Annotated in this window: 11 protein-coding genes; 5 read left to right on the top strand and 6 right to left on the bottom strand. The window is 55.3% G+C overall.

Going from position 1 to position 11,923, the window contains the following annotated elements:
- Window positions 1–3: 3 nt before the first annotated feature.
- Window positions 4–2,139 carry a YccS family putative transporter gene (gene yccS / locus WFO70_RS08955; RefSeq protein WP_337015706.1) on the top strand — a complete coding sequence of 712 codons (2,136 nt, stop codon included), beginning with the start codon at window positions 4–6 and terminating at the stop codon, window positions 2,137–2,139.
- Here yccS and WFO70_RS08960 read toward each other — a convergent pair.
- On the bottom strand, window positions 2,124–2,750 hold the full coding sequence (locus WFO70_RS08960; RefSeq protein ID WP_337015707.1) for a TfoX/Sxy family DNA transformation protein: 627 nt from the start codon (window positions 2,748–2,750) through the stop codon (window positions 2,124–2,126). The two genes, yccS and WFO70_RS08960, sit on opposite strands and share 16 nt — an antisense overlap.
- A 217-nt stretch (window positions 2,751–2,967) precedes the next feature.
- On the opposite strand from WFO70_RS08960, the gene sulA reads away from it, so the two are divergent.
- Window positions 2,968–3,480 carry an SOS-induced cell division inhibitor SulA gene (gene sulA, locus WFO70_RS08965; RefSeq protein WP_337015708.1) on the top strand — a complete coding sequence of 171 codons (513 nt, stop codon included), beginning with the start codon at window positions 2,968–2,970 and terminating at the stop codon, window positions 3,478–3,480.
- 354 nt (window positions 3,481–3,834) lie between these two features.
- Window positions 3,835–4,890 carry a porin OmpA gene (gene ompA, locus WFO70_RS08970; protein WP_103181059.1) on the top strand — a complete coding sequence of 352 codons (1,056 nt, stop codon included), beginning with the start codon at window positions 3,835–3,837 and terminating at the stop codon, window positions 4,888–4,890.
- 67 nt (window positions 4,891–4,957) lie between these two features.
- On the opposite strand, the gene matP is transcribed toward ompA, so the two are convergent.
- Entirely contained in the window at window positions 4,958–5,413 is a 456-nt protein-coding gene (gene matP, locus WFO70_RS08975; RefSeq protein ID WP_337015709.1) for a macrodomain Ter protein MatP, read from the bottom strand.
- 186 nt (window positions 5,414–5,599) lie between these two features.
- Here matP and WFO70_RS08980 point away from each other — a divergent pair, with 186 nt between their 5' ends.
- Both WFO70_RS08980 and fabA read left to right on the top strand, forming a co-directional pair.
- Window positions 5,600–7,360 carry a Lon protease family protein gene (locus tag WFO70_RS08980; protein ID WP_337015710.1) on the top strand — a complete coding sequence of 587 codons (1,761 nt, stop codon included), beginning with the start codon at window positions 5,600–5,602 and terminating at the stop codon, window positions 7,358–7,360.
- A gap of 68 nt (window positions 7,361–7,428) precedes the next feature.
- Window positions 7,429–7,947: a 3-hydroxyacyl-[acyl-carrier-protein] dehydratase FabA gene (fabA, locus tag WFO70_RS08985; RefSeq protein ID WP_271269456.1), complete on the top strand. Its 519-nt coding sequence runs from the start codon at window positions 7,429–7,431 to the stop codon at window positions 7,945–7,947.
- A 73-nt stretch (window positions 7,948–8,020) separates the two neighbouring features.
- Here fabA and rmf read toward each other — a convergent pair whose 3' ends face one another.
- The 4 genes from rmf to pqiA form a co-directional block, all read right to left on the bottom strand.
- Entirely contained in the window at window positions 8,021–8,188 is a 168-nt protein-coding gene (gene rmf, locus WFO70_RS08990) for a ribosome modulation factor (protein ID WP_032617397.1), read from the bottom strand.
- A 255-nt stretch (window positions 8,189–8,443) separates the two neighbouring features.
- Entirely contained in the window at window positions 8,444–9,010 is a 567-nt protein-coding gene (gene pqiC, locus WFO70_RS08995) for a membrane integrity-associated transporter subunit PqiC (protein ID WP_337015712.1), read from the bottom strand.
- Window positions 9,010–10,647: an intermembrane transport protein PqiB gene (gene pqiB / locus WFO70_RS09000; protein WP_337015713.1), complete on the bottom strand. Its 1,638-nt coding sequence runs from the start codon at window positions 10,645–10,647 to the stop codon at window positions 9,010–9,012. The genes pqiC and pqiB overlap by 1 nt, the downstream gene beginning before the upstream one ends.
- Window positions 10,637–11,905 carry a membrane integrity-associated transporter subunit PqiA gene (pqiA, locus tag WFO70_RS09005; protein ID WP_337015714.1) on the bottom strand — a complete coding sequence of 423 codons (1,269 nt, stop codon included), beginning with the start codon at window positions 11,903–11,905 and terminating at the stop codon, window positions 10,637–10,639. Before pqiA ends, pqiB begins: the two co-directional genes overlap by 11 nt.
- Window positions 11,906–11,923: the final 18 nt, after the last annotated feature.

The raw sequence follows: 11,923 nt of genomic DNA on the forward strand, positions 1-11,923 counted from the left end.
CTCATGCTAAGCCCGCTGCTTCGCCGCTACACCCTTAACAGCACCTGGCTGTATAACGCCAGGATCTTTATTGCCCTGTGCGGCAGCACTGCCCTGCCCTGGTGGCTGGGCGATGTGAAGCTGACCATTCCCCTGACGCTGGGCGTCGTGGCCGGGGCGCTGGCCGATCTGGATGACCGTCTCGCCGGTCGGCTGCGCAATCTGGTTATCACGCTGATCTGCTTTTTTATCGCCTCGGCATCTGTGGAACTGCTTTTCCCCTGGCCGTGGCTTTTCGCTATCGGCCTGATGCTCTCTACCAGCGTCTTTATCCTGCTGGGCGGGCTGGGTCAGCGCTACGCTACCATCGCCTTTGGCGCGCTGCTGATTGCTATCTATACCATGCTGGGAGTCTCGCTTTACGACCAGTGGTATCAGCAGCCGGTTCTGCTGTTGCTGGGGGCGGTCTGGTATAACCTGCTTACCCTCTTCGGGCATCTGATCTTCCCCATCCGCCCGCTGCAGGACAACCTGGCCCGCAGCTATGAGCAGCTGGCGCACTATCTGGAGCTCAAGTCCCGGCTTTTCGACCCGGATATTGAAGGTGATGGTCAGGGACCGCTGTACGATGTCGCCCTGGCAAACGGCCAGCTGGTGACCACGCTGAACCAGACTAAGGCCTCGTTGCTTACCCGGTTGCGCGGCGATCGCGGTCAGCGCGGTACCCGCCGAACGTTGCACTACTACTTTGTGGCGCAGGATATTCACGAGCGCGCCAGCTCCTCGCATATTCAGTACGCCGATCTGCGCGAGAAGTTCCGCTACAGCGACGTGATGTTTCGCTTCCAGCGCCTGCTCTCCATGCAGTCCCAGGCCTGCCAGCAGCTGTCGCGATCTATCCTGCTGCGCACGCCCTATCAGCACGATCCGCATTTTGAGCGGGCCTTCACGCACCTGGATGCGGCGCTCGATCGTGTCCAGGCCAGCGGGACCTCTGCCGAACAGATGAAGGCGCTGGGTTTTCTGTTGAACAACCTGCGCGCCATTGACGCCCAGCTCGCCACCATTGAATCTGAGCAGGCGCTGGCCATGCCCCGCAATGATGTGGAAAACCAGCTTGCCGATGACAGCCTGCACGGTTTTAGCGATATGTGGCTGCGGTTAAGCCGCAATTTTTCGCCAGAATCGGCGCTGTTTCGTCATGCGGTGAGGATGTCGGTGGTGCTCTGTATTGGCTATGCCTTTATACAGGTAACCGGCCTTAATCATGGCTACTGGATTTTACTGACCAGCCTGTTTGTCTGCCAGCCCAACTACAATGCCACCCGCCACCGGCTGGCGCTGCGTATTATCGGTACGCTGGTTGGGGTCGCCATTGGGCTGCCGATCCTCTATTTCGTCCCTTCTCTGGAAGGCCAGTTGATCTTAATTGTGATCACCGGGGTGCTGTTTTTTGCGTTTCGCAACGTCCAGTACGCGCACGCCACTATGTTCATCACCCTGCTGGTGTTGCTCTGTTTCAATCTGCTCGGTGAAGGCTTTGAAGTGGCCCTGCCGCGTATTGTCGATACCCTGATTGGCTGCGCCATTGCCTGGGCGGCGGTGAGCTTTATCTGGCCGGACTGGCGTTTCCGTAATCTGCCCCGGGTGCTGGATCAGGCGATGAATGCCAACTGCCGCTATCTGGATGCCATCCTCGAGCAGTACCATCAGGGCCGCGATAACCGCCTGACCTATCGTATCGCCCGACGTGACGCTTACAACCGCGATGCGGAACTGGCGTCGGTGGTTTCGAACATGTCCAGGGAGCCGCGGGCGACAGCGGAAACGCGTGAAGTCGCGTTCCGTCTGTTGTGTCTGAACCATACCTTTACCAGCTATATCTCGGCGCTGGGTGCGCACCGCGAACGGCTGACCAGCCCCGCCATCCTGGCCTTGCTTGATGATGCCGTCTGCTATGTGGATGATGCGCTTCATCAACGTCCGGCGGATGAACCCCGGGTGCAGCAGGCACTGTCCGAACTGGCGCAACGCATTTCGCATATTGAACCGGGTGCCGAGAGCAAAGCGCCACTGGTGCTGCAGCAAATCGGTCTGCTTATCGCGTTGCTGCCAGAAATTTGCCGATTACAGCAGCACGTTAATCAACTGCCGGAGTGAGGGGGGTTCTCCACCGGCAGCTTTTTGTACCACTCCACCAGCTCCCGGCGCCTGTTCTCCGGGAGCGCCGCTTCATGCAGCCCGACAATCGCCCCTTCCAGCGCAAACAGCACCTTGTAGCTCAGGTGCTTGTTAAGCGCTCTGATCTTCAGCCAGCACTTTTCGGCGCCGAGGGTGCGTAACGCTTCTTCGTTGATGATGCCTGCCTCGTTCAGCAGGATCTCAAGCTGAAAGGTGAGATTGGGTAAATCTTTCAGCCTGTCGCGCTTGTATCGCTCGCGGCGCTCCCGCCGCGCGGCTTCGAGGGCAAATGAGGAGAGCTGCAGGAGTTTATCCCGATCCTGCCAGAGCGCCTCATCAACGCGGTAATAGTTCAGCAATACCGCGCGCCCCCGTTTTACCAGCGTTAAGTAAGAGGAGGCATTGTTGACGCAATACTGTGCGCTCTCTTCACAGGCGCGCAGGTATAACTCCCCGTCTGAGACCATGGCAAAGACCGCGTCATCCACCGCCAGGGTGTAGCCGCCAAACAGCGCGCGGTGCTCAACATCACCCAGGGATGAAAGGTATTTCGTAGATTGATAGATCCGCTCATATGATAACTTTTTCATGATATTTCCCTTGTAAATCATGCAGTAATAGTGAATTCATTTGTTAACGGATCCGTTAGCCAAAAAATAGGTAACTTACGATCGAACGGCAAGATGATTTTTCAATCCGTCTGAATAACGAACCAAATTTGCGAGGCGCTTTCCGAAAATGAGGTTGATCTTTAGACGTACAGGGGTTACTGTATATCCATACAGTAACTACAGGGCTGGATTGATTATGTACTCTTCAGGCTATGCAAATCGTTCAACAACTTTCTCTTCTTCCGCGGGCAAAAGTGCACGGAGTTCCGCTGCTGCGTACATGTCCACCGGGTTGATCAGTGAAGTGCTTTACCGTGAAGACCAGCCCATGATGACGCAGCTGTTATTGTTGCCTCTGTTACAGCAGCTTGGTCAGCAGGATCGCTGGCAGCTGTGGCTGACGCCGCAGCAGAGATTGAGCCGGGAATGGGTGCAATCGGCGGGATTACCCCTGACTAAAGTGATGCAGGTGAGCCAGATGGATCCCTGCCATACTGTAGAATCGATGGTGAGGGCCCTGCGTACCGGGAATTACAGCGTGGTGATTGGCTGGTTTACGGAAGAATTAACCGAAACGGAACAACATCGCCTGGCCGAAGCGGCCGAAGAAGGTAACGCACTGGGCTTTATTATGCGTCCCGTACGAATGAATGCTCTGGGCAACGGACACCTTTCTGGGCTAAAAATTCACTCAAATTTGTATCATTGAGTAAAAATAAGAGTTTTCCTGGAATTTTTTTTGCACGCGCTGTACGCCATTGGTTCCCTTTCTAAAAGCCGCGACAAGTCTTGTCTGCCGCGGCTTCCTCCAGTTTAGCATGTCCAAAACTTCGCCATAAATGTTAAATATTGTGTATACAAAACTTTTTTTTTCATATGCCTGACGGAGTTCACACTTGTAAGTTTTCAGGTACGTTGTAGACTTTACATCGCCAGGGGTGCTCGGCCTAAACCGAAGATATCGGTAGCTTTACTCTTTGTCCCCGCCCCCCGGTGAAGGATTTAACCGTGACTCTCATTGAGATTCTCATGGCGATTTTTGGATGATAACGAGGCGCAAAAAATGAAAAAGACAGCTATCGCGATTGCAGTGGCACTGGCAGGTTTCGCTACCGTAGCGCAGGCCGCTCCGAAAGATAATACCTGGTATGCTGGTGGTAAACTGGGCTGGTCTCAGTTCCATGACACTGGCTGGTATAACGACGCTCTGAATAACGACGGCCCAACTCACGAAAGCCAGCTGGGCGCAGGCGCGTTCGGTGGTTATCAGGTTAACCCGTACGTTGGTTTCGAAATGGGTTACGACTGGCTGGGCCGTATGCCTTACAAAGGCGACAACGTTAACGGCGCATTCAAAGCTCAGGGCGTTCAGCTGACTGCTAAACTGGGTTACCCAGTAAATGACGCTGTAGACATCTACACCCGTCTGGGCGGCATGGTATGGCGTGCAGACTCCAGCAACAGCATCGCTGGCGACGACCATGACACTGGCGTATCTCCAGTATTCGCAGGTGGCGTTGAGTGGGCAATGACCCGTGACGTTGCTACCCGTCTGGAATACCAGTGGGTTAACAACATCGGCGACGGCAACACCGTTGGTGTTCGTCCAGACAACGGCATGCTGAGCGTTGGTGTTTCTTACCGCTTCGGTCAGCAGGAAGAAGCAGCGCCAATCGTTGCTCCAGCTCCAGCCCCAGCTCCAGAAGTACAGACCAAGCACTTCACTCTGAAGTCTGACGTTCTGTTCAACTTCAACAAAGCAACCCTGAAACCAGAAGGTCAGCAGGCACTGGATCAGCTGTACACCCAGCTGAGCAACCTGGATCCTAAAGATGGTTCCGTAGTGGTTCTGGGCTTCACCGACCGTATCGGTTCTGACGCTTACAACCAGGGTCTGTCTGAGAAACGTGCTCAGTCCGTTGTTGACTACCTGATCTCTAAAGGTATCCCGGCTAACAAGATCTCCCCACGTGGTATGGGCGAATCTAACCCAGTTACCGGTTCTACCTGTGACAACGTGAAAGCTCGCGCTGCACTGATCGACTGCCTGGCACCAGATCGTCGCGTAGAGATCGAAGTTAAAGGCATCAAAGACGTTGTAACTCAGCCAGCGGCATAAGTTATCGTCTTATAAAAAAACCCCGCCATGTTGCGGGGTTTTTTATTGCCTGAAGAAAACTGAAAGGCTACTTCTTACCGGCCAGCAGCGCCTGTAGATCGGTTTTCAGGGTCGACATCTGACTGGCGTACTTCTCTTTATGTTCCGCATCTTCAATCAGTTGCACGATGGTCTCTGACAAGGTTTTTCCGCGACGCTGGGCAAGCCCGGCCAGACGTTGCCAGACCATAAACTCCAGATCGATCGATTTCTTCCGGGTATGCTGGTGCTCGGCATTAAAATGCCGTTTACGCCGCGCGCGGATGGTCTGCTTCATGCGGTTAAGTAGCGCCGGATTGATGTGTTTATCTATCCAGCCGTTGACCAGAATGGGTTCGTTTTCGAGGGTCAGCAATAAATCTACAGCTTCTTTTGCAGCACTGGCTTCGAGGTAGCACGTGATCAATTCCCCTTCACGGTGTTTTTTGACCAGATACTTCCATTTCCAGCCGCTTTCGAGATTTTCCAGTTGTTGGTATTTCATTGCGATCTCAGTGTGACCGTGTAACTGTGTTCAGAATATCAGTTTTTTGGCAATCTGCTGAAAAGAAATCATATCCTGTGACACGCGGTGATGCATTCATCGCTGGAAACGCCCATTCCCTCATGGGCAGAGCCTGCGCCTTACGGTATACTCCATCGTTTTACTTCTGACTAAAAAACATCAACTTTGACCATTACGAAACTTGCATGGCGTGACCTGGTTCCGGATACCGAAAGCTATCAGGAACTGTTTGCACAGCCAGATCTCGCGAACGAACACGAATATATCCTCAGCGACACACAGCCCCGTTTGCATTACGCAATGGAGCAGATGTTGAGCCCGTGGGCAACTTCACCATTCATGTTATTGAAAGCGCCAGACGAAGCGGAGTATCTGAGTCTTCTGGCGGATGCCATGCGGCAGCTGCAACCAGAAACCGGGACGGTCTTTGGGGGTGAATACAGCATTGATGGGCGTACTGTTACCTTTGCACCGGCAACCGTACCCGATGGCCGTTTTGCGGTCACAGGCAACATTGTTTCGGCGGGCTGGACAGAAGCAGAACAGCTGTTCGGCTGCCTGCGCCAGTTTAACGGTGAGTTGACCCTGCATCCCGGCCTGGTCCATCAGGCCAACGGCGGTGTGTTGCTCATCTCCCTGCGCACGCTTCTGGCCCAGCCTCTGCTGTGGATGCGCCTGAAAAACAGCGTCAGCCAGCAGCGCTTTGACTGGGTGGCGTATGATGAGTCGCGCCCTCTTCCGGTCGCCGTTCCTTCTATGCCGCTCTCTCTAAAAGTGGTGCTGATTGGCGATCGCGAAGCGCTGGCCGATTTCCAGGAGATGGAACCCGAGCTGGCCGACCAGGTGGTGTACAGCGAATTCGAAGACAGCACGCAGATCGCCGATGCCGAAGATATGCTGCAATGGATCCAATGGGTACATGCCGTCTGTCAACGCGCGCAGTTGCCAACGCTGGCGGCCGACGCCTGGCCGGTGCTGATCCGCGAAGCGGTGCGCTATACCGGCGATCAGGAGACCCTTCCGCTTTGTCCTCTGTGGCTTGGCAAACAGCTGCGTGAAGCTGCGGCCATGACCGATGACGGCATCCTTACCGGCGAACAGCTCTCCCAGATGCTGGTGCAGCGAGAGTGGCGTGAAGGCTACCTTGCGGATCGCATGCAGGACGAGATCCTGCTGGAGCAGATCCTGGTCGAAACCGAAGGTGAACGCGTCGGACAGATCAACGCCCTGTCGGTGATTGAGTTCCCTGGCCATCCTCGCGCCTTTGGCGAGCCCTCTCGCATCAGCTGCGTCGTGCACATCGGTGACGGTGAGTTTATCGACGTGGAGCGTAAAGCCGAGCTGGGCGGAAACATTCACGCCAAGGGCATGATGATCATGCAGGCTTATCTGATGTCGGAACTGCAGCTTGAGCAGCAGATCCCCTTCACCGCCTCCCTGACTTTCGAGCAGTCCTACAGCGAAGTCGATGGCGACAGCGCCTCGATGGCAGAGCTCTGCGCGTTAATCAGCGCCCTGGCCGATGTGCCGGTGAATCAGAGCATTGCTATTACCGGTTCAGTGGATCAGTTTGGTCGCGCGCAGCCGGTCGGCGGTCTGAACGAAAAGATCGAAGGCTTCTTTACCGTCTGCCAGCAGCGCGGGCTGAGCGGTAAACAGGGCGTCATTATTCCTCTGCCGAACGTCCGTCATCTCAGCCTCAGTCAGGAGCTGCTGACCGCGGTCGAAGAGGAACAATTCAGCCTCTGGGCGATCGAAGATATAGCAGATGCGCTACCCTTACTGACAAACCTGGAGTGGGATGCCGAAGGGCAGACGACGCTGATGCACACTATCCAGGAGCGTATTGCGCAGGCAACACAGCAGGAAGCACGTCACCGTTATCCCTGGCCGTTACGCTGGTTGAACTGGTTCACGCCAAACTGATCGGACTTGTTCAGCGTACACGTGTTAGCTATCCTGCGTCCTTCACTAAAATAAGGCATACTGAGAACATGGTAGATAAACGCGAATCCTATACAAAAGAAGATCTTCTTGCCTCTGGTCGCGGTGAACTGTTTGGCGCAAAAGGCCCGCAGTTACCGGCCCCGAACATGCTGATGATGGACCGTGTCGTGAAGATGACGGAAACCGGCGGCAACTTCGATAAGGGTTACGTAGAAGCAGAGCTCGATATCAACCCGGACCTGTGGTTCTTTGGGTGCCACTTTATTGGCGATCCGGTGATGCCAGGCTGCCTGGGTCTGGACGCCATGTGGCAGCTGGTTGGTTTTTACCTCGGCTGGCTGGGTGGTGAAGGCAAAGGCCGCGCCCTGGGCGTTGGCGAAGTGAAATTCACCGGTCAGGTTCTGCCGACTGCGAAAAAAGTCACCTACCGTATTCACTTCAAACGCATTGTTAACCGTCGCCTGATTATGGGCCTGGCGGATGGCGAAGTGCTGGTCGATGGTCGTCTGATCTACGCCGCAACTGACCTGAAAGTGGGTCTGTTCCAGGATACTTCCGCCTTCTGATTTTTGCTTTTACACAAGCATAAAACGGCGAAACCTCCGCACTGCGGAGGTTTCTTTTTTTAAAGAGACGCTATCAAGCAAGTACTGCCCTGTCTCCGATGGCTTCTCGCCAGCCCCCTAACCATTGCGACCTCTGATTGATGGTCTGATAGGGACACATTTCTTTAGAACGTCCGGCGATGCCAGCCTGATAACCACGTTGATGAGCCCTTTCAAGGCGATCTCGTTTCTGTCTCTTCATGCCTCGTTTCCCTCATTATTTGATCTGGTGGAAAAGAAAACAGTGATTACAAAACGTGCAATCACAGATAACGAATACCCTGATTCCCGCTTAGCGTCAATGCGCAAAATTCACGCCAGTGTCATAAATGTGACCTGGTCAAAAATTCATTTGTACAAAAAGTGTGACGCGGCACAAGTAACGGCCTGAGTGTAAAACGAAAAAAAAGCCGCAATTAGCCTGACGCTAACTGCGGCCCGGTGCGATGAATTTTACTTATGGCAGACGGGAAATCTCTCTGGCGATACTGGCTGACTCCTGCGCCCAGCCTTGCGCCAACACTTTCACCATCTCATCGTAACCATCCTTCTGCTGCTTCAGCTCCAGATGGAAAGGCCGCTTAATCAGCTGGCCCTGATGGTTGAGCAACCACTCCCCGCTGACGATCACGCTGCCATCATAGCGGCCATGGAAGTTGGTCACATTGACGTTGAGCGTATCCTGATCGCTGCCCAGCGGCTGCGACGCCACCACCCATCCCGGCAGCTGGCTGCTGAGATTGGCGACCAGCGTGTTGCGCAGCTGCTGATCCAGCGGGCTGGCCCACAGGTTGTTGTTAGCGATGACATACTGCACATCGCTGGTCTGATAAACCACGCCGTTACCGGCCAGGTAATCCGGCACCGCCACCTGCTCTACCCACAGCAGGCGATTGCCCTGGCTGGCGACACTTTGCCCCCCCGCCTGCGCCGCCACTGGCAGCTGGTAGTAGCTCTTGTTCTCTGCTGAGCTACAGGCGGTCAGGAGCGCTGCCACTGCGGTGATCGTTAGCCATTTTTTCATTATTTAGCCCCCTTCGGCTCAGGGTCCTTTTTGTCTTTCGCTTCGAATACCAGCGCGTTGCTCTTCGTGTTCAGCGTCTTGAGCACCGGCTGGAGCTCACGCAGAACCTGATCGAGGCGCTGCATATCTGCCACCATCTTGTTGTACGCCGCTGAACCCGGCTGGAAGCCCTGCATACTGCGGTTCAGCTCGCGCAGCGTTTTCTGCATGTCCTGCGGCAGTTGCTGCATGGACTGGCTGGCGGTCAGCTTGTTGAGGTTATCCAGCGTGGTTTGCAGACGACGCATTGTCGCCTGGCTCTCGCTAAGCGTATTGGTGGCCTGCTGAATCATTGGATTGAGCGGCAGGCTGTTGATCTTATCCAGCGTTTCCATCAGACGCTGCTGGATCTGCGCCAGACCACTGCTCACGGTCGGAATGATTTTATAACCCGAGAACTCGCGGATCTCTTTCACCGGCGGCTCTTTCGGGAAGAAGTCCATATCCACGTACAGTGCCCCAGTCACCAGGTTACCGGTTTTGAGCGAGCCACGCAGGCCACGCTTCATCAACCCGTCGATATGCTGAGCGATATCAGGCGTATCGCCAATCTGGTTAATCAGACGCTCCGGCTCGATGCGGATCAGCACCGGAATTCGGAAATCATCATCCAGCATCTGACGCATTCCCGGCGCGAAGAACGGCACTTTGCCGACGGTACCAAGACGGATGCCGCGGAATTCAACCGGCGCGCCCGGCTGCAGGCCACGCACAGAATCCTTGAAGAACATCAGGTAGTCGATATGGTCGGTATAGAGGGAATCCTGAATGCTCTTCTGGTCGTCATACAGTCGGAACGCGGTTTTTTGCGCCACCGGCTGCCCCTGATCCATCCCTTCCGGTACGTCAAAGCTCACTCCGCCGCCAAACAGCGTGGAGAGGGATCCCATCTCGACGCGCATCCCGGCGGAGGTTAAGTCCACGGCGATACCGCTATCTTTCCAGAAGCGGACGTTGCCGGTGACCAGACGATCGTTCGGCGCGTTGATAAACAGCTGGTAGCTGATGGTGCGTTTTTGGGTGTCAAAGGTGCTGGTTTCCACGGAACCTACACGATATCCGCGGAACAGCACCGGATCGCCCGGGCTCAGCTGACCGGCTTTTTTACTGTCGAGGGTCACCCGAATGCCTTTCGCGTCCGGCGGTGCCAGCGGCGGCGAGTCCAGCAGCTGATACTGCCCCGGCTGCGAGCCCTTTTTCCCCGGCTGCAGTTCGATATAGGCCCCGGACAACAGGGTGCCCAGACCGCTGATGCCTTCACGACCCACCTGGGGTTTCACCACCCAGAACACCGAGTCGCCATGCAGCAGCTTCTCCATCCCGGCGTTGAGGCGGGCTGTAATTTCGACGTGCGTCAGGTCGTCAGTGAGGGTTGCGCTTTCGACCACACCCACATCCACGCTGCGGCTCTTGATGGTCGTTTTACCGCCCTCAATCCCCTCAGCGTTGGTGGTGATCAGCGTCACGACCGGGCCCTGGTGGCTGTAATGATAAAACAGGATCCAGGCACCGATCAGCGCGGTCACGATGGGGAAGATCCACACCGGCGACCAGTTCCTGACCTTCTGCACTTTCGCCTCTCCACTCTTATTTTCCATGCTTATTTTCATCCTCATGGCTCGACTGTGGCGCACGATCCCACGATAAACGCGGATCGAAGGTCATGGCCGCAAACATGGTCATTATCACGACCAATGCAAACATTAACGCCCCTATTGCGGGGTAAATACTCATTAGCCCGCCTATCCGCACCAGTGCAGACAGAACGGCAATCACAAACACGTCGATCATCGACCAGCGTCCGACAAACTCGACAACTTCATAAATCAAATGCATCCGCTCGCTATCCCGCTTGCCATGTCCTTTGGCATCCCAACAGAGCCAGGCAATAGCGATCATTTTGAGCGTCGGTACCATGATACTGGCGATAAAAATCACCAGCGCCACGGGATAGGACCCCTCCCCCCACAGCAGGATCACCCCGGCCATGATGGTCGAGGGCATTTCATCGCCCAGCAAATCGGTGATCATAATCGGCAGGATGTTGGCTGGGAGATAGAGCATGACCGAGGTGACGAGCAGTGCCATCGTCCACTGAAGGCTGTTTTTACGCCGCACGTGCCCTTTTGTTTCACAGCGCGGGCAGATCTCCAGGTCAGCCGGGAGGATCGCCGTACAGCAGGGGCAGCGGCGCAGGTTCTGGTTGATCCCCGGCACGCCGACCTTCAGCGTTTGCGGTAGCGCCGGTGCAGGGGCGATATCGTCCCATGCCCAGCGGCGGTCGACACACTGAAATGCACGCAGTTGCAGGATGCAATACAGGCACCAGGGAATAAAACTGAGCCCGATCCCCACGTCGCCGTAGGCCATCAGCTTAACGAAGCTCACCAGTATCCCGGCAAGGAAGATCTCCGCCATTCCCCAGCTTTTTAACTGGAACAGGATCCGCGCCAGCAAGATTTTTAATGCCACCGGCATCTGCACGCGGTTGACGAGCAGTAAAATAATCGTCAGGCAACACGCCGGTACGATCTGGACGAACAGCAGGAAGAACGTACCCAGGCTGGCGTAATCTTCCGAGAACATGACGCGGGGTATCTCCAGTAAATCGACCTCACTGGTGATACCGCCCACTTTCATATAGATAAAGGGAAACAGGTTGGAGAGTAACAGCATGAACAGCGCTGCAATAGCATAAGCAGTGGGACGCTGCCGCGGCGCGTCCCACTCGGTTGTCAGCGTTGCCCCGCATCGTGGGCATGCCGCTTTGTGTCCATGCTCGAGCGCGGGAAGCGCCACGAGCATATCGCACTGGGAACATAAAATATGCCGATCGGCATGGTGATGTTCGCACATACTGGCTCCATGTTTAAC

The sequence above is a fragment of the Leclercia sp. AS011 genome (assembly GCF_037152535.1).
In the GTDB taxonomy this organism is placed as follows: Bacteria; Pseudomonadota; Gammaproteobacteria; order Enterobacterales; family Enterobacteriaceae; genus Enterobacter.

Bases quoted from the DNA above. Each gene is read 5' to 3' on its own strand.
- sulA (WP_337015708.1), top strand. From the start codon at position 2,968: ATGTACTCTTCAGGCTATGCAAATCGTTCAACAACTTTCTCTTCTTCC.
- rmf (WP_032617397.1), bottom strand. From the start codon at position 8,188: ATGAAGAGACAGAAACGAGATCGCCTTGAAAGGGCTCATCAACGTGGT.
- pqiA (WP_337015714.1), bottom strand. From the start codon at position 11,905: ATGTGCGAACATCACCATGCCGATCGGCATATTTTATGTTCCCAGTGC.
- pqiB (WP_337015713.1), bottom strand. From the start codon at position 10,647: ATGGAAAATAAGAGTGGAGAGGCGAAAGTGCAGAAGGTCAGGAACTGG.
- pqiC (WP_337015712.1), bottom strand. From the start codon at position 9,010: ATGAAAAAATGGCTAACGATCACCGCAGTGGCAGCGCTCCTGACCGCC.
- WFO70_RS08960 (WP_337015707.1), bottom strand. From the start codon at position 2,750: ATGAAAAAGTTATCATATGAGCGGATCTATCAATCTACGAAATACCTT.
- matP (WP_337015709.1), bottom strand. From the start codon at position 5,413: ATGAAATACCAACAACTGGAAAATCTCGAAAGCGGCTGGAAATGGAAG.
- yccS (WP_337015706.1), top strand. From the start codon at position 4: ATGCTAAGCCCGCTGCTTCGCCGCTACACCCTTAACAGCACCTGGCTG.
- fabA (WP_271269456.1), top strand. From the start codon at position 7,429: ATGGTAGATAAACGCGAATCCTATACAAAAGAAGATCTTCTTGCCTCT.
- ompA (WP_103181059.1), top strand. From the start codon at position 3,835: ATGAAAAAGACAGCTATCGCGATTGCAGTGGCACTGGCAGGTTTCGCT.